Source organism: Phormidesmis sp. 146-12 (assembly GCF_052939495.1).
On the sequence record NZ_JBJPHS010000002.1, the window covers coordinates 1 to 26,289 of the forward strand.

Sequence of the window (26,289 nt, forward strand, 5' to 3'; positions counted from 1 at the left end):
TGATCTCACACCTGTCTCAATCTAAGACCCTCAGATTGGATTTTTCGAGGTGCCCTGGCTTTACTTCCAGCGATAGTTTCTAACTCTTCAAGGTTTTGAGATGAAATGCACCCAAAAATTGCCGTCGGGAATGCATAGCCGCTTGATCATCTCATAGGAATAATGGACGTATTTTCCTTTGGTGTCTTCGATGCCGAGAGTGTTGCGATCGTAGCCCCAAGAGTACCATTCTCCAAACGGATCGTGAACCAAAAAGCCATTTTCGTCAAAGCCAGCCAAAACGACAATGTGACCAAAATCAGTGAAATAGCCGTGAATCACAGCAGGTTTGTTGTCGGTGAGCCATTCTTTGACCTGGGTGATCGTGCCGTCTGCTCTAAAATCATCTCGGTAGCCGTAGTCCTCCACGATCGTCGCCAAATCATGGGGATCATGACGGCTCAAGCCTTTCTTCTCAGCGTAGGCATAGAGTTCGTCTTCAAACTGACCGATCGTAGATTTGCGTTTGACACCCAAAAATTCTAAACACATCGCCAGCGAAGTCACGTTACAGGAGCCATTGGGATTTAGCTCATTGTCGCGCTGAGATTTGTAGGGAATGTTGAGCTTTGTCGTAATCGGAATGGCTCTCGGATAAGCGCGAACCCCATCTCTACGAACTTCTATATGTTTACCAAACACATACCAAACATTCGTATCTTTGAAGGTATCTTTGGAGAAAAAGCAGCGAACGTGATCTCGCTCAATGGTAAAGGAATCGAGTTCTAAAACTTTGCCTGCTGCGATCGACTGCTTAAAATCATCGGGCAGTTCTGAAGAGGGAATCGGCTTTCTTTTGAGAATCGTTGAGGCGAGAATCTTAAGGGTTAGTGACATAATGCACCCACTGATTTGGATTGAGACTACTAGGTTAAGAATATTGGATTGAGAAACGGAAAAGTCTGAAGGTTAGCGTTCCCAGATTTTTGGATCAGCTTCTAAGTCATTTATTCAGAGAGACGATCGCCCATTCCAGTTTTTGGGTCTTGAAAAATTTTCTGCAATCAATTTTCTTGCCCAAACGATCGCCCATACTGAATGATAGAAAGTCAGGTCGCTATTCTAGAGTGGATGGCCGCTATTTTGTTTGCAGGCTTTTGAAAAGTATGGACGCTACGATTTCACAGTTAAAACATCGCTTTGAGCAGGCATTGGTTTCAGCGTTTGGAGAAACGTTAGTGGGAGTCGATCCGCTTTTGGTGCCGTCGAGCAATCCTAAGTTTGGTGATTATCAGTCCAATGCGCCGATGTCGCTGGCCAAACGGTTGGGCAAGGCTCCACGAGCGATCGCAGAAGAATTAATTCAAGCTTTGGATGTGTCGGAGCTTTGTCAAGCGCCCAGTGTCGCCGGGCCAGGGTTCATCAATCTGACCCTCAAGCCTGACTATTTAGAGGCGCGATTGAATGCGATGCAAACCGACGACCCCTCGCGGGTAACTCGAAGAGATCGTCTCAGCATTGCTCCCGTTTCGTCGCCCAAGCGGATTGTGGTGGACTTTTCGAGTCCCAATATTGCCAAAGAAATGCATGTGGGGCATCTGCGATCGACCATTATCGGAGACTGCATCGCCCGAATTTTGGAATTTCAAGGGCATGACGTGCTGCGGCTCAACCATGTGGGCGATTGGGGCACTCAGTTTGGCATGTTGATCACCTATTTACGCGAAGTGGCTCCGGCTGCCTTGACGACGGCGAATGCGATCGACCTGGGCGATCTGGTGGCGTTCTACAAAAAAGCCAAACAGCGATTTGACGAAGATCCTCAGTTTCAAGAAGCGTCTCGTCAAGAAGTGGTGCAGTTGCAATCGGGTGCAGAAGATACGTTACGAGCGTGGAATTTGCTGTGTGAACAGTCGCGGCGTGAGTTTCAAGAAATCTACGATCTGTTGGATATTTGTCTAACGGAGCGAGGCGAATCTTTTTACAATCCACTGTTAGCTGATGTCGTCAAAGATTTAGAGAAAGCAGGATTGTTGGTCGAAGATCAGGGCGCAAAATGTGTCTTTCTGGAAGGGTTTTCTAATCGAGAGGGTGACCCGTTACCTTTGATTATTCAAAAGTCAGATGGTGGCTACAATTACGCGACGACTGATTTGGCAGCGATTCGGCAACGCATTCAAAAAGAACAGGCTCAACGCTTGATTTACATCACGGATGCGGGTCAATCCAATCACTTTGCTCAAGTGTTTCAAGTGGCGCGTCGGGCGGGGTGGATTCCTGAAACAGTGCAGGTTGAGCATGTTCCGTTTGGGTTGGTGCAAGGTGAAGATGGCAAGCGGCTCAAGACCCGATCGGGCGATACCGTCCGACTGCGAGATTTGTTGGATGAAGCGATCGCCCGCTCAAGAACAGATATTGAAACTCGACTCAAGGAAGACGATCGTTCTGAAACCGAAGAATTCATCGCCCACACCTCACAAATTGTCGGAATTAGTGCCGTTAAATACGCTGATCTGAGCCAAAATCGCACCAGTAATTACATCTTTAGCTTCGACAAAATGCTGGCGCTCCAAGGCAACACAGCACCCTATATGCTCTATGCCTATGCGCGAGTTCAGTCCATCAGTCGAGAAGGAAAGATCGACTTTCAAAACTTAGGGTCAGAGGCGAATATTCTCTTAAAAGAAGAAGCAGAATTAACGCTGGCAAAGCATCTATTACAGCTAGAAGACGTTATCGATTTGGTTAGTCAAGACTTGTTTCCCAATCGATTGTGTCAATACCTGTTTGAACTCAGCCAAAAATACAATCGATTTTACGAACTTTGCCCCGTTCTTAAAGCCGAAGAACCTGTTAGAACCTCTCGCTTAATGCTCTGTGATCTAACCGCCCGCACGTTGAAGCTGGGACTTTTTTTGTTGGGAATTGAAGTTGTCGATCGCATGTAACTCGCCTGACAATCCCTTAAACGAATTTCGATTGATGAGAGCGTAATTAATCAGGGTGAGCGATCGTCGTTCTGGGCAGACTTTCTTGAAATCGTAGCAGGCAGAGGAGCAAAGCGGTTTGGATTTTATCGTCATAGATACGGAAGGTGACCCAGAACTTCGCGAAGTTGCTATTCTCGACTGTCAAGGACGACTGATCTACGAAGCGTTTTCTGCTGACCACAAAGATTTCTCGGCCAAAAATGTAAAAAGTTACGATGGCAGCCTTAAGCCGCTTAAGCAAATTGTTCAGGACATTGCTACGATCGCTCTATCAAAGCGTGTAGTTTGCCACTATGCCGAGCATGATCTTAAAGTGTTACGACATAGTTTTCACAGAGTTAAAGTCTCGTGGAAAAATTTTACTGTTGCCTGTACTTATGAGCTTGCCAAACAGCATTTTCAAGTAGATAGCTACTCGTTAGACCATTTGAGTAAATATCTACACCTCAAAGTCAAGGGCAAGCGATTCAATTCAAATCAGGCGCATACTGCTCGATACGACGCAGAATTTACTCACCAACTCTACTTAAAAATTTTAGAGAATCAGCAGGCAATGACACAGCCCCAATTGCATCACGCAAATCCTTTTAGCAGCAGTCGTGTTGATACGCCTTTTCAAGATCACGTTGATTTTCAGTCGATTTATCACGCCGAGTTTGAGCTTCTTAAGTCCAGTTTGAGAGACATTAAAGCTGACGCTAATCAACAAAGCAAAGGTGCGGTCGTCATTGGTGAAGCTGGGTCAGGAAAGACGCATTTGATCATGCGAATGGCGAAAGAATTGCTGCGTACTAATCGCCTATTGTTCATTCGACAGCCCAACAACGCAGAGCATGTTTTGCACCACACGTATTCTCGGATTTTGGAATCTTTTGCAGAGAAAGTAGTTGGGAGCGATCGTACTCAACTCGAACTTTTACTAGCGAATAGTTTTGTCAAAATTCTTAGCTCACTTCCCAGGGTAACGAATAGCTTAAGAGGACAAGAAATTCTCGCGGTGCTTCAAAATAACAGTCTTAATCTTTACAGCGGACTAGGAGCGGAGGACACCGATCGTAATCGACAGAATTGGCAATATATTGAGCGCCACCTCAATGAATGGTGGGGTCAACACTACACAGCAGCGGGCTATTCGTCCACGATTCTCAAAGGGATTATCAAGTTTTGCAGCTATATTGACTTGAGAAAAAAAGATTTGGTGAGGCGATGGTTGGCGGCTTACGAACTTGAAGATCAGGAAGCCAAAGAGATTGGGTTAGACAACTGGAAATCGGATATTAGTCAAGAAGAGTTTGCGCTAGAGGCAATCACTGTATTTGGTAGATTATCAACTCTGGACGAACCTTTGATTATTGTTTTTGATCAACTAGAAAGTTTGGGATTAGTCCACAATCATCCTATTTTGGAGAGTTTTGGATCTGCTGTTAAAGAAATCTTAACCCATGTTCCCAACAGTCTGATTATTCTGAATCTGTTCCCCGATCGTTGGGAGCAATTCAAGACATTTTTTGACGGCTCTGTGGTCGATAGAACTTCTGAATACATTGTCAGATTAGAACGCCCTAGTGTTGAGCAACTAGAAAAACTTTTAGCTCTCAAAGCAAAGTCAGTGGATCTTGATCTGTCTGATCTCTTTAACTCGACAGAGATTAATAACATCCTCAACCAAAAATCAATTCGGGCTGTTTTTAATTGTGCAAGCGCTTATTTTCGTCACAAAGTCCACAACATTCCTTTACCAAGCGACTATCAACCCTCCATCCAAACGCCTTTAGTTGAGTCCAGAATTGAACAGCTTGAACAGGTGATTTCTCAAATTGCTCACTTGATCCAGCCTTTAATTAGTAATCAACCTGGCTCCAGAATTTCAGATTTAGAAATAGCGTCAAATTCTCCACAAATCGATCGCTCATTCGTTAATTTCCTTGCTCCACTTCAGACAGAAACGGTGAAAAGAAAACCGCCTTCTGTAGAAGATAGAGTGTGTGAATACCTGGAATACAAGAAGCTTGAACTGATCGAGAACTACGGCAAGCCTACAATCATTAATGATGCAGATGAAATCGGAAAGCTGGCAGCGATCGCAGAGGCTTTTAAGCTCGATCGAGCCTTAGAGTTTCGTCCACTTCGGTTAGGAAGAAGCACACTACCAGAGCATTTTAATATCGAAACTTCTCAAGGAGAGATTGTGGTCGGTTTTCTCAACACAAGTGGTAATAGCTTCACGTCTCGGATCAAAAACTTTAATCAGTTAGTGAGCAATTATCCAAAAATCAGATTTTTCTTAACTAGAGATGCGCGTGAATCTAAGATTACTGGCGGAGTTGGTTCAGCAGAAATTGAAAAACTTAATCACAGTCCAAATGGTCAATTTTTGGTGATCGAACGGGACGATCGCGTTAATTTTGATCTAACTTACAACCTGATTATTGACATTCAAGAGAAAGACCTGGAAGTTGATTTAGTAACGGCTTTGCGTGTCTTAACTTCCTACTTGAGTGATTACTGGCTTATCTCCGCTCTGAGTGGAAGCTAAGAAGACATTAGACCAAAGATGGAGCCAAAGATTTATAGAAAGGCTCCTCTATCCGTCGAAAGGCTGGAGGTTAGAGTCTCGATCGCAAACTACCCATCTCCAAAACCTTAGAATAGGAACAGCACTCATTAAGAAATGTAAGGGTTTTTCATGGCTGATCAGTTAATTCGAGCGACTGCGGCCGACGGGGGAATTCGGGCCGTCGGAGTGATCACTACCCGCCTCACAGACGAAGCCAAGCAGCGACACCACCTCTCTTATGTCTCGACTGCCGCCTTGGGGCGCACCATGGCCGCCGGACTGTTGTTGGCATCCAGTATGAAGCGCGAAGGATCGAGGGTGAATATTCGGATTCGGGGCGACGGGCCGATCGGCGGCGTAATGGCAGACGCGGGAGCAGACGGCACAGTGCGCGGCTATGTCGATAATCCCCACGTCGAACTGCCGCCCAACGCCCAAGGCAAACTGGATGTCGGAGGAGCCGTCGGCCAAGATGGTTACGTCTACGTCGTGCGAGATATTGGCTATGGCTATCCCTACTCCAGCACCGTCGAACTGATTTCTGGAGAAGTGGGCGATGACATCACACACTACCTCGTTACCTCCGAGCAAACGCCTTCCGCTCTAGTGTTAGGAGTCTTTGTCGGCGCAGAAGGCGTGACAGCCGCCGGGGGAATTCTCATCCAAATCATGCCCAAAGCCGCCTCCGACCCCGAACTCGTTGCACTTCTAGAATCTCGACTTGCCAGCCTCAAAGGATTCACGCCTCTGTTGCAAGCAGGCAGAACGCTTCCTACAATTCTTGAGGATTTGTTGGGCGATTTGGGCTTAGAAATCTTGCCAGAAACTCAATTGGTGCGATTTCACTGTGGCTGCTCGTTTGATCGCGTTCTCGGTGCCCTAAAGCTCCTGGGTCAAGTCGAACTGCAAGACATGATCGAAAAAGACGAAGGAGCTGAAGCCATCTGTCACTTTTGCGGCGAAGTCTACAAAGCCGATCGCGATCACCTCTCACAACTGATCGGAGAATTGCAAGCGGGAGGATAAAGTTTTGGACGTTGGACTCTAGACTTTGGACACGGTAGCCTTGAGAGTCTCTGGTTTTCCAGTTTTTGGTCTAATGTCTAACGTCTTCTACCTTTCGTCATCACATTTCTCAAACATTCTTTAAAACTCAAAACTTCTTGCAAACGCTACGCTTAGAGAACACGCGATCGAGGAATCAAAAAATGGCAACCAAACAGGAGTTCAATAGCTTTGAAGAGTTAGTATCTCAGTCCGAAACTCCCATCGTCGTTGACTTTTATGCTCCCTGGTGCGGCCCGTGTCAACTGATGGCTTCGATCTTAGAAGAAGTCAATGGGCAGATGAAAGACCAGATCAAAATCGTCAAAATCAACGTTGATAACTATCCGGATCTGGCCAGTCAGTATCAGGTTCATGCGCTGCCGACGTTGGTAGTCTTTAAGTCAGGAAAGCCCGTTCACAAAATTGAGGGAGTCGTGCGATCGCAGCAACTTGTCCAACAACTACAAGCGATCGTTTAAGGTCTTCTCTAAAATCTCGTTTCATACTCCACCACGGCGCGATTGTCCCCCGAAAAATCAGTCGAGCCGCGCAGCAACAGGCGATTATTGATGCGATAGCGTACCCCAAACTGAGTCGGTTGATCCGAAGTCAAGACTTTGAGCGCCGAGGCAGACAGACCACGGGTGATATCGATACTCAATTCTGCGCCTAGACCCAGGGTTGAGCTTCTCCTGTTTTCATCATTGATGACAGTAGGAAACAGGCGAAACTCCCCAAATCCGAGGGCATTCCCAATCAGTCCTTGAATATTGGTCAACAGCGCAGAACCCGCCAGATTTGCGATTCCCAGCGTGCTGTCTCCTCGTCCGAGCGTATTTACAAAGCCTCCTCCAATCAGGGCGATGATTTCGTTTTGGCTCCGGCTGGGACTACTCGTGAGTTCTAGATTTTCAAATAGCTGGCTGGCGGCTCCCGTCGCTCTTGCCTGAATGCGAATGGTTTGTAGCGAGCCTAAACTGGTCGCCAGCAAAGAATTATCCTCAATCTCCGAAGAGGTCGTATTGGCAGAAATGCGGCTGCGCGTCACCTCCGGAACAGAGGCAATCAGACGAATATTGAGGATGGGGTCAAGCCCTTGAGCAGGGGTAAAGGTCGCACTTTGTGCCCCGCCTCGCGCCAAGACAAACTGGGTTGTAAAAAGGTTGACCTGTCCCGCTGTCAGACGAATGGTGCCATTGGGTTTGAGATCATTTAACGAGCCATTAACGAGTAACTCGCCTCGCGCTAGAAAGTTGATGATCGGGGCACGGGTGACACGGACTCGATCGCCCAGCACCAACCGTAAATTCTGTAATTCAACAAACTGATCTGGCTGTCCTGTTGTACCTCCTCCTGTCGTGCCTCCTCCTGGACTGGCGGGAGCGGCTGAGGTGTCAGGAAGTAGCACCTGTCCGTCTGCTAGTTGAATTTCACCCCCAACTTCTGGACTGAAGGCCGTTCCTCGGAGTGCCACATTACCACTCACGCCCCCCTGATACAAGCCTTTGAGGGTAAGGTTGATATCGTTGAGAGCAAGGGCGATCGGCGTATTGACATCGGGATCACTCTGACTCAAGGTTGAGAAAATGGGAATCACGCCCTGGGCTGAGAGGCGACCTTTGCTAAATTGTCCCGTTAGCGGCGTGGTAGCAGCGCCGACTCGAATGCGATCGCGCTCAAAGGTAATCGTGCCTGTCAGATCGGTGATCGGTTCGGGGAGCGCCTGGGCCAAAAGTTGAGCGTTTTGAACCGTGACGACTCCGGTGACGACGGGCTGAAGCAGCGTTCCCCCAACCTGTAGCTGCACATCTCCTTTGCCGTCTACCCAGGCGACTTGCTGAGTCAGCAGATTTAATAAAGCCAATCCTTCGTTTTTGACATTTACAGACAGACTGATCTGATTGCTGTCGGGGAAAGTGGACGCAAACGGCAACTTGATTGGGATGCTGCCTGCGATGCGGAGCGGTTCGGGAGGGGCGATCGTCACCGTCGTGCCAAAGTTGAGTCGAGCGTTGGTGTAGTTAAAGCTGCCAGTGGCGGATTGGACGGGCGTGCCGTTGAGGGTGCTGTCGGCGAGACTGATTTCTCCGATCGCAAAGGGGTTGTCCTGGGTGCCTGAGATAGTGGCGGTGGCGTTGAGGTTGCCTGTGATGCCGATCGGCAGGGGGTAAAAGGTTTCGATCAGTCCAACGGGCAGATTGGTGACTTGCACCTGTCCTGATTGGCTTGCCCCACCAAAATTCCCGGATACATTAATGCGAGCGTCTCCAGATTGCAGGCGTAACGGCAGCAGATTGACGACTCCATTTTCAAAACTGCCTTTGGCGATCACCTGGTCGATTTCAATAATCCGATTGGGGTTTCGCGTAATTTTCCCCTGATCAACTTCGGCAAACGAGGGAAAGGGCCGCCATTCGAGATTTTGCCCGGTCAAGTCAAACTCGGCTTTGGGGGGCGATCCCAGTCCTGCTGAGACGCTGATGTTGCCGTTAAAGGTGCCGCGCACGTCGGCCAATTCGGGAATGTTGAGGTTGCGTCGATCGTTGGCTACTCGCCGCAGAAGCGTATTGATTTCAGAAAAGCGCTTTAGTTGATCAGAAAGGCTGGCATCCGGGAGTCCTACCGTCGTCGGGACAACAGTTTCGGCTCTGCCAACATCCGCCGCCTGCAAAATTTGGGAGAAATCTTGAATTTCAAAAATTCGCAGCGTTCTGAGAACATCTTCGAGTTTGCCCTGAGCGATCGCAACTTTGCCTTCAAATTCGGGAGTCGATCGCAGGTCTACACTGCCTGACAGCGCATAGCGGCTGGTGCCCTTTTGCAAAAACGTATCGGTAAATCGAATCACATTGCCCGTGTTGACAAACCTCGCCTGGATGGTTTCTGGCTCGATCACGATGCCCCGCACTTCTCTGGCAGGTCTGACCACGTTGAGCGACCCATCCGCAACTTGTAGCCGATTGACATCAATATTCAAGTTGCCTGTGAGAAACCGTCCGCCAAAGCTGCCCAATCGCGCTAGATCCACACCAGGAATAATTAAGCCATCTAACGGCAACTGCTGGATCACCACTCGAAAAATGTTGCCTTCTGTTTTGCCTGCAATGATCGCTTGATCTCGTTTGACATTCAGGGCGATCGGTCGATAGTCAGGATTCAACGCCAGGAAGATCTGATCTTTGCCGCCTGCCACGTTGACCGTAAATCCTTGAGTCGGGACGAGGCGAATGCTGCCATTGAGCGGCGAATCAAAGGTGATGCCGTTGAGAGACAGCCCTTTGACGGCGACATCACCAATCACATTCGGTGCGTCAGGCGTTCCGGTGATGCGGCCGGTGAGATCGAGTTGACCCGTGAGATCGGTGACCGGAGGGCGAGGAATCGGTAAGTTAGCCAGGGCGTAGTTTGTGGTTTTGACGAACAGATCCAACCCGGTGACCGCGGGGGAACCTGCGCCTTCGAGTCGAGCCAGAATTGACCCATTGGCGCTAAATCCGGGAGCCGTCGCCTGCGGAATATTCAGCTTGCGTCCATCCCATTGCACTTGAGCGACGATCGGCTGCTCGATCAGCGAAATTCCTTCTGACAGTCGCACCTGACCATTCGCCCGAATCGTCCCCGCACTCAGAGAATTGACCAATCCCGCGACGCGCAAATCGCCACTCAACAATCCACGTAGGTCAGGTGAAAAGCGGCTTAGTTGCAGTCCGCCTCCGGTGACTCGCGCCTGCCATCTTCCCAAACTGGAGGCAATGTCGGCATCAAATGCGCCTGTGCCTTCGGTGAGTCGCGCCTTACCCGTTGCCCGAATGTCTGCGAGATTAAAAGATTTGGTTGTCCCAGACAAATTAAAATTGCCGCTGGCCAACCCGGTTAATTGAGGCACGAACTGTCTTGCTTGAACGCCGATCGCCCGTACTGTCGCTTGCCAATTTTCGCCGATCGTTCTGCCGTTTGCGGTGACCGTTCCGCCACCAACCTGGGCTACGATGTTTCGCAGAATGGTATTGCCGCCCACGATCGCCACTTCTCCTGTCGTGGGATAGGTTGCCTGGGGTGCCTGAAATTGGGCCACCGTCTGAACGCGATCGCCCGCTCCCCTAAGCTGAATCTGGCTATTGACTCGACCCACCGTAATCGGAGGCGCTTGTCCGTTGTTGTAAAGTCTGGCTAGCGTGTCACCCGGAACGTTTTGAGCATTTAGATTGAACGCGATCGTTCTTGGGGGGGCGAGAGAAAGGGTGCCCTGTCCGGTGATTTGTCCGCCGATCGTGGGAGTCGCTTGAAGATTAGAAACAGCCAGATCGAACGTACTCGCATCCAGTCTAAAGTTGGCGCTGGCCTGACTGAGATTCAGTCGATCGACTCTAGCAACTTTGGTATTACGGACAACGCCTGTGAGAACGGGACTGGCGATCGCTCCCGTCACTTTTACATCCGCTCCAACTTCACCCACAGCAGCAAACGGAAGCTGAATCGCAAAGGTCTCAAAAAAGTTATCCAGCGTGACGGCCTTGACCTGAGCAGATAGATTAAATCCTTTCTTGGTGTCTAGTGTGCCCTTGGCCAAAAGTGGAATTTTGCCGAGAGAAGCGCTGACTTGCTCCAAAGTAATTAGCGTTTCTTTAAGTTGCAGTTTGCCATTCGCATTGGTGAATTTTTGCGGTAACTGCGGAATGCTCAACGTCACATTCTTAAAGTCGGCCGTCCCATTCACTAAAGCGGGTTCTTTGGGGCGCAGTTTTACATTCACCTGACCATTGACGCGACCCTGAGTTAGATCAACGGGGAGTTTGACGAGGCGATCGATTTCAGCGATCAAAAAATCCTGGCCGCGAATGTCAATATTGGAGTTTAGCCCCTGCTGATTGAGCGACTCGCCTTTGAGGTCAAAACTGCCGCCCTGAGTTGATTTTCCTTCGGCTTCATAGGCAAAACGCCGATTGCGATCGAGGGGCTTGACTTCTCCAGCTACGTCGGTCAGATTCACCGAAGTCCGCTTGCGGCCGGGTTTGGGAAAGGGAGACAGTTCAATATTGGCTTCTCGTAGCTCCAGCACTTCAAGCTGAGTTCTAATAAATCCCTTTTCTTCCTGTTCTTTGATGGCGGTCGAAACCCACACTCCGTCTCTATCCTGCTCGATATAGGCCGTCGGTTTGATCAGCGTCACATCCAGCTTTAAGGTGCGATTAAAAACTAGCTGAATCGGATTGAATCCAACCTCGACTGACTCGACCGTGGCGCGATCGGGATCATCCTCTGTCGGCGGAATCTCGCTCTTACCAAACCGCAACCCTGTCAGCGAAAACCGTTCAACTTTGCCTAGCTTAACGGGACGATTGAGCAACTGAGTTAGATTGTCGGCGACTAAGGGCGCTAACTCCTGATTGACAAAGACGGTGCCATACCAAACCCCTGCCCCAATTCCTGCAACGGCAGCGATCCCCAACGGGATGCCAATACGGACGAGGCGCGATCGTCGTCTACGAGGGGTGGGGGGCGTACCTTGCTCAGGAGGATTCGTCATTTACAACAGTGGGGAAGGAATTGAGGCGCGTCTAGCGAAGCCTCTATATAGTTACCACACAGGTCATTATTTGGGGAAATGAATTTGAGATTACCGTTTAGAGATGAAATTAACTCCGATTTGGAGACCTTAGCGAAAGCGAATTTTGAGAGAATAATGTAGCGCAAAACCAGCTATTTCCAGCCAAGTCCAACATTTTTGTAAGACTTATCTCCCTTCATGCCGCTCGTGTGAGAACCCGGACTTTTTGGGTCTACGTCGAGCATATTGACTGGTTGCAAGAGCAGGTCAAGGAACTCGACCGCACGATCGCAGAGCAGATCAACCAGTGTGAGCGTTGGCAGCGAACTCAAAAGCTGTGGGTGAGCGTTCCCGGCGTGGGGTCGGTGATGAGTGCCACGTTACTGGCAAGTTTGCCAGAGTTGGGACAGTTGACGCACAAGCAGATCGCTACCTTAGTCGGCGTTGCGCCCTGGAACTACGACAGTGGTCAGATGAAAGGCAAGCGGCGGATCTTTGGCGGTCGTGCGCCCGTCAGGCAGGTGTTGTACCTGTCAGTTTTGGTTGCGGTTCGTTACAATCCGGTGTTGAAAGCGTTTTATAATCGCCTTCTTGATCGCGGCAAGTTAAAGAAAGTGGCCTTAGTCGCTTGTATGCACAAGTTGCTGACGATTCTCAATGCAATCGTGAAACAGGGCAAGGCTTGGCAGCCTCTTGCTGAAGAAGCCAGCCCTGAAAAAGTTGCGCTTCCGGCTCGACATTCAAGATAATCGCTAAATCCCCTAAAAATGGGAGACTTTGAACGAGAAATATTGTCTCAAAGTCCCCAAAAGTGGGGGGGGTGGGGGGCAGAAGCGCTGAACAACGAAGCGAGAAAGCTCCATCGAATTCACGGAAATTTAATCAATCAGGTAAACCGCTCAAAACTGACGATATCAACAAAACTGACATAGAATTACGATTCGCAGAGCCAACGCAATTAAGATGGCTTTGCATCTAGATTTTGAGCTGACTAAGCCCCAAAAGAAAGCTTGATGCTATTATCTTCAACTCACCCGATCTTTTTGACTGACCATGAGAGCGATCGACTTATTTGCTGGGTGTGGTGGTCTTTCATTAGGGGTGCAAACTGCTGGCTTTGAAGTGGCGGCCGCTTTCGACAACTGGAAAGAATCTTGCGAAGTCTATACTGCCAACTTTGATCACCCGATCTTTCAAGCTGATTTGTCAAATGTTGAAGATGTCGGGAGATTTAAGGAATGGCAGCCAGACATCATCATTGGTGGCCCGCCCTGTCAAGACTTTTCAAGCGCTGGAAAGAGAGACGAAACGCTTGGACGAGCAAATCTGACGATCTCATATGCAAAGCTCATTTCCAAAGTCAGACCTGACTGGTTTTTAATGGAAAATGTAGAGCGGATTAAAAGCAGTCGTGTATTGCAAGAAACGCTTTTGATCCTTAAATCGATCGGCTATGGGCTGAGTTCTACGGTTTTAGATGCCAGCTATTGCGGAGTTCCTCAGATCAGAAAAAGATTTATTCTGGTTGGGCATCTGCACTCAGAAGACGGATTTTTGGATCATCACTTGATTAAAAACCAGTCAGTTCATCCGATGACGGTTGATAATTATATGGGCGATCGTTTAGACATCAAGTTTTATTATCGGCATCCTAGAAGCTATGCGCGCAGAGGGATTTTTAGCGTCTACGAGCCGAGTCCGACGATTCGCGGAGTTAATCGACCTGTGCCTAAAAACTACCGCCAGCACGAGGGCGACCTCTGTGACCCCAAAGAAGTGCGTCCTTTGACGACATTAGAAAGAAGCTACATTCAGACTTTTCCAGAAGGCTTCAAATGGCTTGGCACAAAAACCTGTCTAGAGCAAATGATTGGTAATGCAGTCCCAGTAAAGCTTGGGCAATATGTTGCTAACTGCATTCTCCAATACATTCAAGATGACACGCTGACAAAGACCAACGTTGTAGAAGAGCAAGTTGTAGAGAGACAATTAGAACTTTTCATTTGACGAACTGTTCTTGTCTACAAAAAAGCATAAAAAAGGAGGTCATCACGACCCCCACAGCTAATGCTCAGAGTTAACAAACTTTTAGAAACTCAGCTTACTACAGCAACCCGGTATCTAGTCCAGGCTTGCCTGTTGCCAATTCAACCTTGACAATCTTGCCGCCCATCTTTTGAATCCGCTGTTGCTCACGAAACCAGTTGTCGTAAGGAACCAACTTGGTAAAGTAGGTGTTTTGCAGCTCGCGCTGGGTGCGGATGCGAGTCTGGCTAGGAACGCAGGCAGTAACCTTAAACATTCTCATGGGTCTTATTTTCTCCTGAGTAGGCTGAGGATGGTTTTGAATGTTGAGTCTTGAATTAACTAACTCATACCACAATTCAAAACCCGTTACACAAGTGGAATATTTCTCAAAAACTTGGCAAGTTACGATCGAGTCAAAACCTTTTCAGGCGGATTCACAGACTCAAAAGCACCGCAAACCTTTTGGATGGTATATCAAAATTGATGGTTGGAAGGTTGGAAGTCGAGAGGCAATGTTAGATCGCTAAAACCATTTCTCAGACTAGCCTTTGACAAGCTAACACCAAACCCCAGACTTCCAAAACCTCACATTAGAGTGACAAACAATGAGCCATGAATAATGAATTTAATACATCCTTCATCCCTCATTCTTCATCCCTTCAGTTAGCTCAAGCCAGAGCAGATATAGTCGAAGTAAACGCCCATTTCTTTGCCAGCGTCAGAACCGACCAAACCAGCGGTGACTTCTTTCATCGCTTGGATCGCTTGCACCGTTGCACCCACAGGTACGCCCAAAGAGTTGTAGGTTTCCTTCAAGCCGTTGAGCACGCGCTCGTCGAGGATGGAAGGATCGCCAGCCAACATTGCGTAGGTGGAGTAGCGCAGGTAGTAGTCGAGGTCACGAATGCAAGCCGCATAACGACGAGTCGTGTACATGTTGCCACCGGGACGAGTGATGTCCGAGTACAACAAGGATTTTGCAACGGCTTCTTTGACGATCGCAGCCGCGTTAGCCGAGATGGTGGTCGCCGCACGAACGCGCAGTTCGCCTGTTTGGAAGTAGCCTTTGAGCTTTTCGAGAGCAGACGTATCGAGGTACTTGCCTTGAACGTCAGACGTGTTGATAACTGAGGTAATTGCGTCTTGCATGATTTATTCCCGTAAGTCGCGTGGTCTTGATCAATCCTAAAAGGGTGGGCAGCAATTACTGCATTGCACCAATCACGTAGTCGAAGTAGGAGCCAGCTTCAGAAGCATCTTCGCCAGACAGCAAGGAAGCAGCCACGTTTTTCATCGCACGAATGCCTTCTGCAACCGCCGGGATGGGGGTGCCCAAGGAGTTGTACATTTCACGAACGCCGACGATACCGATTTCTTCGATCGGGGTCACATCGCCTGCAACAATCCCGTAGGTGACGAGACGCAGGTAGTAGTCGAGGTCACGCAGGCAGGTGGCGGTCATTTCTTCGCCGTATGCGTTGCCACCGGGGGAGACGACATCGGGGCGCTTTTGAAACAGTTGGTCGCCTGCTTGCTTGACGATGCGCTCACGAGAGTCGGTCAAGGTTTGAGCGATGCGGAGACGACGTTCGCCAGTGGTGACGAAGCCTTTGATCCGATCTAGTTCGCCAGGGCTGAGGTAACGAGCTTCAGCGTCTGCATTCACGATTGATTTCGTGACAATACTCATTGATGGATTCCTCCAAAAGTAGTGTAACCGAGTATGTTTAAACGGGATTTCCCCAAATGGCTTGTTAAGTCTGCACTCAAGCTTTGAAGCTTGCGATTTTGCGATCGTCAGAGGCTTTTGAACCTTGAGGTTTGCTGAGTAAATCCGATTCGCCTTGCGGTTACTTTGATTACACAAGCGTTGTAAGACTTAGCGACCTTCCGTAATTATTTTGCGGTATTTAGTTCACCATCCTGATCACTCCGCAACATTTTGTAATGTTGTTCCTCATGTTTGCATTTAGCGATGATTTGTGCTTTGTGCGTCAATGAGGGAGGGGTTCACAGAGTTGAGAACGATCGCAGCTACAGGGTTAGCGTTTGGGTTTGATGAAACTCCGTTTTCAGCATGTTACGGTTCTTTGAGTCCTTAAGTCAAAGGCTGAAATGTATCGTTTGATTGAGAAGATTTTTTCAGATTTGTTCTAGAGCACTCGTAGCACACTGGCGACGCTAGCAATGGTGGGCAACGCCTGAATCTCGTTTAGTGCCTTGCGAAAATTGCCTTCGCGGACATCGTGGGTGACGACGACAATCTCAGCCGAGCCGTCTCGAATGCCCGTCTGGACAACTGATTCTAGGCTGACTTGGTGATCTCCAAAGCAGGTACCCAGTTTGCCGATGACACCGGGATAGTCTTGAGTGAGAAATCGGGCGTAAAAGCGGGTTACCAAGTCTTCGATCGAGGCGATCGCGCAATAGTGTTGGTGAGAACAGGCTAAAAGCGGATCGAGTAGTGGTTTTCCGTCAGCTTGAAGGAGTTGTCCGCGACCCAGTGTGAGCAAGGCGGCAATGTTGAGCATGTCGGAAACCACCGCACTGGCAGTCGGCCCGGCTCCGGCTCCCCGCCCAAAAAACATCACTTGCCCGATCGGATCGCCTTCAATCAAAATCGCGTTGTAGACATCGTTGACGCTGGCGAGGGGATGAGATTTGGGAACGAGGGTAGGATGGACTCTAAGCTGCAATTGTTCAGGATCGGTGTGGGGTTCTCGTTTGGCGATCGCCAGCAGCTTGATCACAAATCCCAATTTTTCGGCGTAGGCGATATCGGTGGCGCTGACTTGACGAATGCCCTCACAGTGGACTTCAGGAAGCTTGATTCGTCCACCAAAGGCGAGAGAAGCCAGAATCGCAATCTTATCGGCGGCATCCAATCCATCGACATCAGCGGTCGGATCGGCTTCGGCGTATCCCAGTTGTTGAGCGTCTGCCAGGATCTCGGCAAAGTCGCCGCCCTCGGTTTGCATTCTCGTCAGAATGTAGTTGGTCGTGCCGTTGACGATGCCTGTAACGGTGCTGATGCGATTGGCGCAAAGGGATTGTTTGATCGGCTCAATGACGGGAATGCCGCCGCCTACGGCCGCTTCTAACAGAACGTATACGCCTGCTTCGGCGGCCGCTGAGAAAATTTCTTCACCAAATCGAGCGATCGCCGCTTTATTGGCCGTGACGACGTGTTTTTTGTGAGCGATCGCTTTCAGTATTAACGATCGAGCAGGCTCTAATCCGCCGATCACTTCCACCACAATATCGATGTCTGGATCGGTAACGATCGCCTCTAAATCAGTCGTCAACAAGTCAGCAGGGATATCAATTGAGCGGGGTTTGTCGAGCGATCGGACTCCGACTTTGTGAATCACGAGTTCTTGAAGCAGGGGATGTCGCTGAATCGGGTCGCGCAGAATTTCTACCGTTCCCGTTCCGACCGTTCCCAGTCCGAGTAGACCAACTTTAAACGCCACAGGCTTTCCCTATCACAACTGCAATCTCATTTTAGGACTGCATCGGTTCACTCAGAAAATCGATTGGGTGGAGGCGCGATCTATTTTCAGTGATTGAGCATTCACACACCCTGATTCAGTTATGTTGCAATAGCCTCGTTGTGCTGCGGACACTGCCTCTCACATACACATTGTGATGCTTTTGCTAGGTTGACAACCCTATTGAAGTGGAATCATATCTAATGATGTTAAAGCCTTCGTCGGCGATCGGGGGTTGAAAATATGCGGTGATGGAGTCGAATTCTGCCTCAGACATAATCATCGAACCTTCGGGCTGTTCAGCGTTCCGTTTCCGCAGTTGCTCTTTGCACAAGGAGTCAGGCGCAACGATGTAATGAAGTGCATGATTGACTTTAGCTGCTTCAAAAATGGAGCGAAACCATTGGCGTTGAGAAGGAACATTTCCTGGAAAATCTAGAACAACAGATATTCCCTGGGTAAGAATGTCTTGTATGTGCTGTGAGGCTACAGATTTTAAGCGTGACGAATATCTTAAATAATCATCAAAGGTGCTAATCTCTTCTGGGTACAACTTCGACAACCAGAGATCTTCACTGATCAAAATGGCACGATGGTCGGATGCCAGCTTTTTTGATAACGTTGTCTTTCCGGATGCCATCTTTCCGCAGAAAAAGTGTAGAACGGGATTGGTTTTCACGATTCACCACCGTTACATTTTTCTAAGTTTACTTAATGAGTCTAGCGGCTCTGTTGATTTGTGACGAATACTACACCAACAAAATCACCTTTTTGTAAATTCAGCCAGTCTTCCAGGCTCGCTTTTAAGAGGACAAAAATGCCCATCCGTTTGCTACTTAAATTTTAGACGGAAATGCCAGCTGTATAACCGTTTGCTTGAGCGGCTGTAAATAGCCTTGTATTCAACACCCATATCCCTTATTAGTCTCCTCCAAGCAATTATGATGAGGGTGCTATTTGGAAAAGGCTAAAGAAAAGTAGTCCGCAGCGAAAAACTTATTGAAGTTTGCGTCTGAATTATTCTCTAGCTCTTCCAAAGTAGAACTGTTCGCTTTTCCGGTATGTTCAGGAACAAGATTTTGGGTTTACGTTAAATCCCGGAATCCTGCGTCCACTTCTGCATGGTTCTCAGCCCGGATGGAGAGGTGAGATTGTAGTGCAGCGGCGTGATTGTAATATAGTTGTCGCGAATTGCCTGTACGTCGGTCGGTACATCCGTTGGCACATCGGGGTCATCGACATCTTCGAGCAGTTCGCCCGCTAGCCAATAATAGTTTTTGCCTCTGGGATCGGTGCGCTTCTCAAAGACATCGGTGTAGCGGCGGACTCCTTGACGAGTGACGATCGCTCCCTTAATCTTGTCTTGTTCAATGGCTGGCACATTCACATTGAGTAGCGTTAACTCAGACGGCGGATTTTTCTCAAACTGACGCACTAGCAAGCAAGCAAAATCGGCCGCAGGTTGAAAATTTTGAGCAGCAAAGCTAGTCAAACTAAACGCCACACTGGGAATCCCTTCGATCACGCCCTCCATCGCGGCCGAAACGGTGCCCGAATACAGCACATCGGTTCCTAAATTTGAGCCATGATTGATGCCCGACAGTACAAAGTCAGGGGGACTCTCAAGCAGCGCCCAAAGGGCCAGTTTTACGCAGTCAGATGGCGTTCCCGAACAGGCCCAAGCTTTGACGGCGGGATGAAAAATCTCAGTCATCACCTCTGCTCGAATCGGGTCGTGTAAGGTCAGCCCATGTCCTGTAGCAGAGCGTTCTCGATCGGGACACACCACCGTCACTTGATGCCCCGCGTTTGCTAAGGTGTTGGCCAGCGTCCGAATCCCCAACGCATAAACCCCATCGTCATTGCTGATCAGTAATTTCATCGAATCCAGTAAACTAGTAAAACAATTCGGCCCTTTCTTAGTATGACTGCTCAGACGATCGAACTCGAATCTCAACTCGAAGCCATCCGGCAAGAAGCACAACAGGCGATCGCAGCCACTGACACGCTCGATCAACTAGAGCAACTTCGTGTCAAATATTTGGGCAAGAAGGGGCCGATTCCTCAAGTATTGGGGGGAATGGGCAAGCTTGATCCGGCAGAGCGTCCCCGGATTGGGGCCCGCGCCAATGAGGTGAAAGAAGCGATTCAGGGAGACCTCGATCGCAAGCGAACTGACCTGCAAGCGGCGGCCATTCAGGCAAAATTGGAGGCAGAAACGATCGATGTGACGATGCCGGGAGTGTTTCGTCCCCAGGGTCGAGTGCATCCACTCAACAGTACGACGGATTTAGTGTTAGATATCTTCGTAGGTCTGGGTTACACGGTGGCGGAAGGGCCGGAAATGGAGACGGACTACTACAACTTTGAGGCGCTTAACTTCTTGCCGGATCACCCCGCACGAGACATGCAGGACACGCTCTATTTGCCAGATGGCAACCTGCTGAGAACCCACACTTCGACGGTGCAAGTCCGTTATATGGAGTCGAATGAGCCGCCGATTAGAATTGCGGTGCCTGGGCGGGTTTATCGTCGCGATACGGTGGATGCAACTCACTCAGCCGTCTTTCATCAGATTGAAATTTTGGCGGTCGATGAGGGGCTGACTTTCACGGATCTTAAAGGCACGATTAAAGTGTCCTTGCAGGAAATTTTCGGTGATTTGCCGATTCGTTTTCGTCCCAGTTTCTTCCCCTTTACTGAGCCGTCTGCTGAGGTTGATGTGCAGTGGAAAGGTCGCTGGTTGGAGATCTTGGGCTGCGGCATGGTTGATCCAAATGTTCTCAAATCGGTGGGCTATGACCCAGAAATCTACACGGGATTTGCGGCGGGGTTTGGGGTCGAAAGGTTGGCGATGGTGCAACATCAAATCGATGATATTCGACGACTTTATGACAGCAATTTGCGATTTTTAAAGCAGTTTTAACGTAAAGTCAAAGAGCTTTCTCGCTTGGTGGCATTGCTGATTGGAGGGATGAATCTGTGAGAATCGTCAAGCTTTTCGCCCCCTAAATCCCCCATTCTGGGGGACTTTGATTTACGCGATCGCACCTTTAGCGCCCCTCTCGCAAAATCAGCTTTCCCGATTAGTGGAGAACTTTGAATCAAACCTCTTGTCTTAAGAGCGCATTTCTAAATTAATGATCAAGCTTGCTCCTTGCGTTCACCGAGCCGTTGCAGCATGAGTCGAATCATAGATTGCTAAATCATCGCCTCGCTCATTTCCGGTCGTAACTCGTCGTCTTTACTCAAGCGTCGATTTGGATTGATCCAAGCAAATGTCCTCGCTGCGTTCGGGGTAGACGAGACTTTCTGATCTTGATTCAGTTCGCGGTCATGCTCCGTCTATTTAAGCTTTTGAAGTGCGCTCTAATACAAGATTACACTTGGGTCACTTTGAGAACGCCTGACCTTTTCTGGCTCTATATAAAGTTAGTTCAAGTCTATCTTCTAACGTCGTCATCTCCGGATGTTCCAGACTGTATTGCCCTCGCTCCTCCGTTAGGCGAATCTGTCGTCCTTGAAAGTCTGTAAGTGTAAACATCTCAGCATTGGTCACTCTTCAACGACTTCGATCAAGTCTTCGATCGTCACCTCAAAAACCTTCGCCAATTTAATCAACGCTGTTGCATCAACCATTGCCATTCCGGGAGAACGAGCATAAGTTCTGAGAGTGCTATAAACCACGCCTGAACGGTCAGAAACTTCTTTGATTGTCCAGCCTCGCTTATTAGCGAACTCTCGAATTCGCAGCCGCACCAAACCCATGCTTGACAATGACCAGATCTAGTCATTTAATAAAAGTGTCCTTGAAACAAAGATCGCCCCCGTGCCTGGAAAACTCGAAGGGCGTTGCCTCCGGCTGTTGCGAAGCTAACCGTTGTTCTTTCCTCGTAAGAAGGAAGATAACCCTCATGATACCAAGAGAACCGCCGTCCGAAACGGTGGAAACTTCTGCGTACAGAAATCATCTACATCCCTGGTGTATCATTTGTTTTTTACCCAACATGCCGCGAGGAGTTATTGCGCGGTATCGTCGCCGCAGTCATGCCCAATCGCATCTGAGCGTCCTGAAACGTCTGAGTCCGACTTTTACCTACCAGATTGTTTTTGATCCACCCTACCCACTGGAGAATCAGGAAACGCCCCATGAACAATAACGAACGCACGCCTCAAGACGATCGAGAACCCACTCCAAAAGTGACCCCTTTGTCCAGTCAGGAGCGAACGGTTGACCTCCCCGCTCAAAATGGTCGCCTTCCAAAAACGGCTCCCGCAAAAACGGCTCTAACTGGCTTTCAGAATCGAGTCAAAACCTCTCTAAAACAGTTTTCGACTTCTGTGAATCTTCCTCAATCAAAAGTTTCGCCACTCTTAGCAGGGAGCGTTTTGGGGTTATCGGTTGCCTTGATGATTGTGTTGTTTCGTCCCCTGGCTTCCACGCCGCCCACCGTCGAAAATCAAGTTTCCGAACAGCGCAAAACCGTTGCCGAAGATTGGTTTCAACAAGCCCGTGACGCATCTGTGCGCGGCGATCGTTCCTCCGCCATTGCCAACTACACGCAAGCGATTGCACGATCGCCCAAAAATCCCAACTTCTATTACAACCGAGGCATTGAGCATTCTGCATCCGGCGATCGTTCTGCCGCCATCAAAGACTACATGCAAGCGATCAAGCTCGACAAAAATTTTGCAGACGCTTACTACAATCGAGCCAACGCCCACGCCGCCAGCAACCAAATCAAGGAAGCGATCGCCGACTACCAACGCGCCGCCAACCTCTACCAACGCCAGGGTCTAACCGATTACCAGCAAGAAGCGATCGCCGCCGCCAAAAAACTCCAACAATCCACCAGACCCCCCCAACAATAAACACTCCTCCGCCCTCCGCCCTCCGCCCTCACTCTCTCTCGTTATGCCAAAGTGAAAGAGAGAAATGTGTTGCGATGATGAATTGTCACAGGGGCGACTTTCCCCGATCGAAGACCTTCATCACAATAGTAGGTTAAGAAATAAAAACCTCCGTGGTACATTTCTCAATCGTCCTTTCTGTATGGCTGCCCTATGAACAGTGCTTTTCTAGCTCGTCTTCACAGCCCCGATCGACCCGTCATCGTTTTTGATGGTGCAATGGGGACGAACTTACAAGTTCAAAACCTCACCGCAGAAGACTTTGGCGGAGCCGAATATGAAGGCTGTAATGAATATCTCGTTTACACTAAACCCGAAGCCGTTGCCAAAGTTCATCGAGACTTTTTGGCGGCTGGAGCGGATGTAATCGAGACGGATACGTTTGGGAGTAGTTCGTTTGTCTTGGCTGAGTACGATTTGGCGGACAAGGCCTACGACTTGAGTAAAGCCGCCGCAGAACTTGCGAGACGAGTGGCGGATGAGTTTTCGACTCCTGAGAAACCGCGATTTGTCGCAGGCTCGATCGGCCCTGGCACCAAACTGCCGACACTGGGAAACATCACTTACGACACGCTCAAGGCGGCTTTCTCCGAACAGGCTGAGGGCCTGTATGACGGAGGAGTTGATCTGTTTTTGGTCGAGACTTGTCAAGACGTGCTGCAAATCAAAGCAGCATTGAATGGCATCGAAGAAGTGTTTAAAAAGAAGGGCGATCGCCGTCCTCTGATGGTTTCCGTGACGATGGAAATTCAGGGTACGATGCTGGTCGGCTCTGATATTAGTGCCGTGTTGGCGATTTTGGAGCCGTTTCCGATCGACATTCTCGGCTTGAATTGTGCAACGGGGCCCGATCGCATGGCAGAACACATCAAGTATCTATCAGCGCAATCGCCCTTTGTCGTGTCTTGCATTCCAAACGCAGGCTTGCCCGAAAATGTCGGAGGACACGCGCACTACAAGCTGACACCGATGGAACTGCGGATGTCATTAATGCACTTTGTTGAAGATCTGGGTGTGCAAGTGATTGGGGGTTGCTGTGGCACTCGTCCAGATCATATTCAACAACTCGCAGAATTCTCGACTACGCTAAAGCCGAAAGAACGTCCGATTCGTACTGATGGACAAATTATTAGCCGTCCGCTTTACAACTACGTGCCGTCAGCCGCATCAATTTACAGCGCCCAACCGTATGAACAAGACAATTCATTCTTGATTATCGGCGAGCGATTGAATGCCAGCGGCTCTAAAAAGTGTCGCGATTTATTGAATGCGGAAGACTGGGATGGATTGGTAGCACTGGCGCGATCGCAGGTCAAAGAAGGCGCACATATTCTCGACGTGAACGTGGATTATGTCGGCCGCGATGGGGTCAAAGACATGCACGAACTGGTGTCTCGTCTCGTCACAAACGTCACGCTGCCCTTGATGCTCGACTCCACCGAATGGGAAAAAATGGAGGCCGGGCTAAAAGTTGCGGGCGGTAAGTGCCTGTTGAATTCCACCAACTACGAAGACGGCGAAGACCGTTTTCTGAAAGTGTTGGAACTGGCAAGAGAATATGGCGCAGGCGTTGTCGTGGGAACGATCGACGAAGACGGTATGGCCCGAACTGCCGAAAAGAAATTCGCGATCGCCCAACGTGCTTATCGTCAGGCTGTTGAATTTGGCATTCCTGCTCATGAGATCTTTTTTGATCCGTTAGCGTTGCCGATTTCAACTGGGATTGAAGAAGATCGCGAGAATGGAAAGGCGACGATCGACTCCATTCGCATGATCCGCGAACATCTTCCGGGCTGTCACATTACATTAGGCGTTTCCAACATTTCATTTGGTCTAAATGCCGCCGCCCGTCAAGTGTTGAATTCGATGTTCTTACACGAAGCGATGCAGGTGGGAATGGATAGCGCCATCATCAGTGCGGCCAAAATTTTGCCCCTGGCCAAGATCGATCCCAAACATCAAGAAATTTGTCGTCAACTGATTTTTGATCAGCGCCAATTCGACGGCGATATCTGCGTGTTTGATCCCTTATCCGAGCTGACCACTCTATTTGAAGGCGCAACCACCAAACGCGATCGCAGTGAAGATGCCAAACTGCCGATCGAAGAACGACTCAAGCGCCACATCATCGACGGCGAACGCATCGGACTCGAAGACGCGCTCAAAGTTGCTCTAGAAAAGTATCCGCCGCTAGAAATCATCAACGTCTACCTACTGGACGGCATGAAGATCGTTGGTGAACTGTTTGGCTCTGGTCAAATGCAACTGCCCTTTGTGCTGCAATCTGCCGAGACGATGAAGTCTGCCGTCGCTTTCTTAGAGCCATTGATGGAGAAGAAGGAAGCGGGGCGATCGAAGGGTGTTTTCCTAATCGCAACGGTGAAGGGAGACGTTCACGACATTGGTAAGAATCTCGTCGATATCATTCTGACGAACAACGGCTACAAAGTGATCAACCTGGGAATTAAACAGCCCGTGGATAACATCATTGATGCCTATTTAGAACACAAAGTGGATTGCATCGCGATGAGCGGCTTACTCGTCAAATCAACCGCCTTCATGAAAGAAAATCTCGCCGTCTTCAACGAAAAAGGAATCACTGTTCCCGTCATTCTAGGAGGCGCAGCGCTCACACCCAAGTTTGTCCACGACGATTGCCAAAAAACATACAAAGGCAAAGTGGTATATGGGAAGGATGCCTTCTCAGATCTACACTTCATGGACAAGCTAATGCCCGCCAAAGAGAACGCCGAATGGGACGATCTTAAAGGCTTCTTAAACGGCGACGCTTCTCTCTTCTCAGTCGTCGAACCCGAACCCGAAGAACCCACCCCTCACCCCTCACCCCTCACTCCTCACTCCGAAGAAGACACCACTCGATCGCAGTCGATCGATCCCCAGATCCCCCGTCCCACGCCTCCCTTTTGGGGCACCCAAATTCTGCAACCGTCTGACATTCCCTGGCAAGATTTGTTCTGGCACTTAGATTTGCAAGCCCTGATTGCAGGACAGTGGCAATTTCGCAAACCGCGTGAACAAACTCGTGAGGAATACGACCAGTTTTTAGCCGACAAAGCGTATCCCATTCTAGAAACCTGGAAGCGGCGCATTGTCGAAGAAAACTTACTGCATCCTCAAGCCGTTTACGGCTACTTCCCCTGTCAATCAGAAGGCAATTCGCTTTATTTATATGATTCGGAGACAGCCAAGAATGTTGTAGCGGAGTTTAAGTTTCCGAGGCAACGATCGCTGCGTCGTTTCTGCATTGCTGACTTTTTTGCGTCTAAAGAATCGGGTCAAATCGATGTCTTTCCGATGCAAGCGGTAACAATGGGCGAGATTGCGACCGAATTTGCCAAGACGCTGTTTGAAGCCAACAACTACACCGACTATCTCTACTTCCACGGGATGGCCGTCTCAATGGCGGAAGCCCTAGCCGAATGGCTCCATGCCCGAATTCGTCGAGAGTTAGGCTTTGCATCAGAAGACCCCAACAACATTCGCGACATGCTGGCCCAACGCTATCAAGGCTCTCGCTATAGTTTTGGCTATCCCGCCTGTCCCAACATTCAGGATCAGTACAAGTTGTTAGATCTGCTGGGAGCCGATCGCCTCCATCTACACATGGATGAAAGCGAACAACTCTACCCAGAACAATCCACAACGGCAATCATTGCCTATCACCCTGCGGCAAAGTACTTTAGCGCGTAGGCTTCAATTCAATAGACCTCCTGCATG

Annotated in this window: 20 protein-coding genes; 11 read left to right on the plus strand and 9 right to left on the minus strand. The window is 49.2% G+C overall.

The window, feature by feature from the left end; all coding sequences use genetic code 11:
- Nucleotides 1-87: 87 nt before the first annotated feature.
- Nucleotides 88-876 carry a C39 family peptidase gene (locus ACKFKF_RS01225; protein WP_446866008.1) on the minus strand — a complete coding sequence of 263 codons (789 nt, stop codon included), beginning with the start codon at nt 874-876 and terminating at the stop codon, nt 88-90.
- 269 nt (nt 877-1,145) lie between these two features.
- Between ACKFKF_RS01225 and argS the strand changes: the two genes are divergently transcribed.
- From argS to trxA, 4 genes are all read left to right on the plus strand, one after another.
- A complete protein-coding gene (gene argS / locus ACKFKF_RS01230; protein ID WP_446866009.1) occupies nt 1,146-2,927 on the plus strand; it encodes an arginine--tRNA ligase in 1,782 nt (593 codons plus the stop codon).
- A gap of 118 nt (nt 2,928-3,045) precedes the next feature.
- Nucleotides 3,046-5,505, plus strand: a complete 2,460-nt coding sequence (locus ACKFKF_RS01235) for a hypothetical protein (RefSeq protein ID WP_446866010.1) — start codon at nt 3,046-3,048, stop codon at nt 5,503-5,505.
- A 150-nt stretch (nt 5,506-5,655) separates the two neighbouring features.
- Nucleotides 5,656-6,552: an Hsp33 family molecular chaperone HslO gene (gene hslO / locus ACKFKF_RS01240; RefSeq protein ID WP_446866011.1), complete on the plus strand. Its 897-nt coding sequence runs from the start codon at nt 5,656-5,658 to the stop codon at nt 6,550-6,552.
- A 182-nt stretch (nt 6,553-6,734) separates the two neighbouring features.
- Complete coding sequence (trxA, locus tag ACKFKF_RS01245) at nt 6,735-7,052, plus strand: thioredoxin (RefSeq protein WP_446862616.1); 318 nt, start codon at nt 6,735-6,737, stop codon at nt 7,050-7,052.
- Between the two features lie 8 nt (nt 7,053-7,060).
- Here trxA and ACKFKF_RS01250 read toward each other — a convergent pair whose 3' ends face one another.
- Nucleotides 7,061-12,100 carry a translocation/assembly module TamB domain-containing protein gene (locus tag ACKFKF_RS01250; RefSeq protein WP_446866012.1) on the minus strand — a complete coding sequence of 1,680 codons (5,040 nt, stop codon included), beginning with the start codon at nt 12,098-12,100 and terminating at the stop codon, nt 7,061-7,063.
- Nucleotides 12,101-12,330: 230 nt separating this feature from the next.
- Here ACKFKF_RS01250 and ACKFKF_RS01255 point away from each other — a divergent pair, with 230 nt between their 5' ends.
- On the plus strand, nt 12,331-12,870 hold the full coding sequence (locus tag ACKFKF_RS01255; protein ID WP_446866013.1) for a transposase: 540 nt from the start codon (nt 12,331-12,333) through the stop codon (nt 12,868-12,870).
- A 304-nt stretch (nt 12,871-13,174) separates the two neighbouring features.
- The gene (locus ACKFKF_RS01260; protein WP_446866014.1) at nt 13,175-14,128 is read left to right on the plus strand and encodes a DNA cytosine methyltransferase; all 954 of its coding nucleotides are present in this window, start codon (nt 13,175-13,177) and stop codon (nt 14,126-14,128) included.
- A 97-nt stretch (nt 14,129-14,225) separates the two neighbouring features.
- On the opposite strand, the gene ACKFKF_RS01265 is transcribed toward ACKFKF_RS01260, so the two are convergent.
- The gene (locus tag ACKFKF_RS01265) at nt 14,226-14,429 is read right to left on the minus strand and encodes a phycobilisome linker polypeptide (RefSeq protein WP_446856580.1); all 204 of its coding nucleotides are present in this window, start codon (nt 14,427-14,429) and stop codon (nt 14,226-14,228) included.
- Nucleotides 14,430-14,469: 40 nt separating this feature from the next.
- Between ACKFKF_RS01265 and ACKFKF_RS01270 the strand changes: the two genes are divergently transcribed.
- On the plus strand, nt 14,470-14,676 hold the full coding sequence (locus ACKFKF_RS01270; RefSeq protein ID WP_446866015.1) for a hypothetical protein: 207 nt from the start codon (nt 14,470-14,472) through the stop codon (nt 14,674-14,676).
- Between the two features lie 136 nt (nt 14,677-14,812).
- Here the strand turns inward: ACKFKF_RS01270 and apcB are convergent, their stop codons facing one another.
- The 5 genes from apcB to surE all read right to left on the minus strand — a co-directional run bounded on the left by apcB (nt 14,813) and on the right by surE (nt 19,522).
- Nucleotides 14,813-15,298 carry an allophycocyanin subunit beta gene (gene apcB, locus ACKFKF_RS01275; RefSeq protein ID WP_446856581.1) on the minus strand — a complete coding sequence of 162 codons (486 nt, stop codon included), beginning with the start codon at nt 15,296-15,298 and terminating at the stop codon, nt 14,813-14,815.
- 55 nt (nt 15,299-15,353) lie between these two features.
- Nucleotides 15,354-15,839 carry an allophycocyanin subunit alpha gene (apcA, locus tag ACKFKF_RS01280; RefSeq protein WP_446856582.1) on the minus strand — a complete coding sequence of 162 codons (486 nt, stop codon included), beginning with the start codon at nt 15,837-15,839 and terminating at the stop codon, nt 15,354-15,356.
- Nucleotides 15,840-16,302: 463 nt separating this feature from the next.
- The gene (locus ACKFKF_RS01285; RefSeq protein ID WP_446866016.1) at nt 16,303-17,622 is read right to left on the minus strand and encodes a homoserine dehydrogenase; all 1,320 of its coding nucleotides are present in this window, start codon (nt 17,620-17,622) and stop codon (nt 16,303-16,305) included.
- A 184-nt stretch (nt 17,623-17,806) separates the two neighbouring features.
- Nucleotides 17,807-18,319 carry an AAA family ATPase gene (locus tag ACKFKF_RS01290; RefSeq protein WP_446856584.1) on the minus strand — a complete coding sequence of 171 codons (513 nt, stop codon included), beginning with the start codon at nt 18,317-18,319 and terminating at the stop codon, nt 17,807-17,809.
- Nucleotides 18,320-18,730: 411 nt separating this feature from the next.
- Nucleotides 18,731-19,522, minus strand: coding sequence for a 5'/3'-nucleotidase SurE (gene surE, locus ACKFKF_RS01295; RefSeq protein WP_446866017.1), 792 nt, complete (start codon nt 19,520-19,522; stop codon nt 18,731-18,733).
- Nucleotides 19,523-19,564: 42 nt separating this feature from the next.
- On the opposite strand from surE, the gene pheS reads away from it, so the two are divergent.
- Complete coding sequence (pheS, locus tag ACKFKF_RS01300; RefSeq protein ID WP_446866018.1) at nt 19,565-20,566, plus strand: phenylalanine--tRNA ligase subunit alpha; 1,002 nt, start codon at nt 19,565-19,567, stop codon at nt 20,564-20,566.
- Between the two features lie 629 nt (nt 20,567-21,195).
- Here the strand turns inward: pheS and ACKFKF_RS01305 are convergent.
- Nucleotides 21,196-21,408 carry a helix-turn-helix domain-containing protein gene (locus ACKFKF_RS01305; RefSeq protein ID WP_446856590.1) on the minus strand — a complete coding sequence of 71 codons (213 nt, stop codon included), beginning with the start codon at nt 21,406-21,408 and terminating at the stop codon, nt 21,196-21,198.
- Nucleotides 21,409-21,554: 146 nt separating this feature from the next.
- Between ACKFKF_RS01305 and ACKFKF_RS01310 the strand changes: the two genes are divergently transcribed.
- The 3 genes from ACKFKF_RS01310 (at nt 21,555) to metH (ending at nt 26,262) form a co-directional block, all read left to right on the plus strand.
- A complete protein-coding gene (locus tag ACKFKF_RS01310; RefSeq protein ID WP_446866019.1) occupies nt 21,555-21,800 on the plus strand; it encodes a hypothetical protein in 246 nt (81 codons plus the stop codon).
- The gene (locus ACKFKF_RS01315; RefSeq protein ID WP_446866020.1) at nt 21,790-22,512 is read left to right on the plus strand and encodes a tetratricopeptide repeat protein; all 723 of its coding nucleotides are present in this window, start codon (nt 21,790-21,792) and stop codon (nt 22,510-22,512) included. Before ACKFKF_RS01310 ends, ACKFKF_RS01315 begins: the two co-directional genes overlap by 11 nt.
- 192 nt (nt 22,513-22,704) lie before the next feature.
- Nucleotides 22,705-26,262, plus strand: a complete 3,558-nt coding sequence (gene metH / locus ACKFKF_RS01320; protein ID WP_446866021.1) for a methionine synthase — start codon at nt 22,705-22,707, stop codon at nt 26,260-26,262.
- Nucleotides 26,263-26,289: the final 27 nt, after the last annotated feature.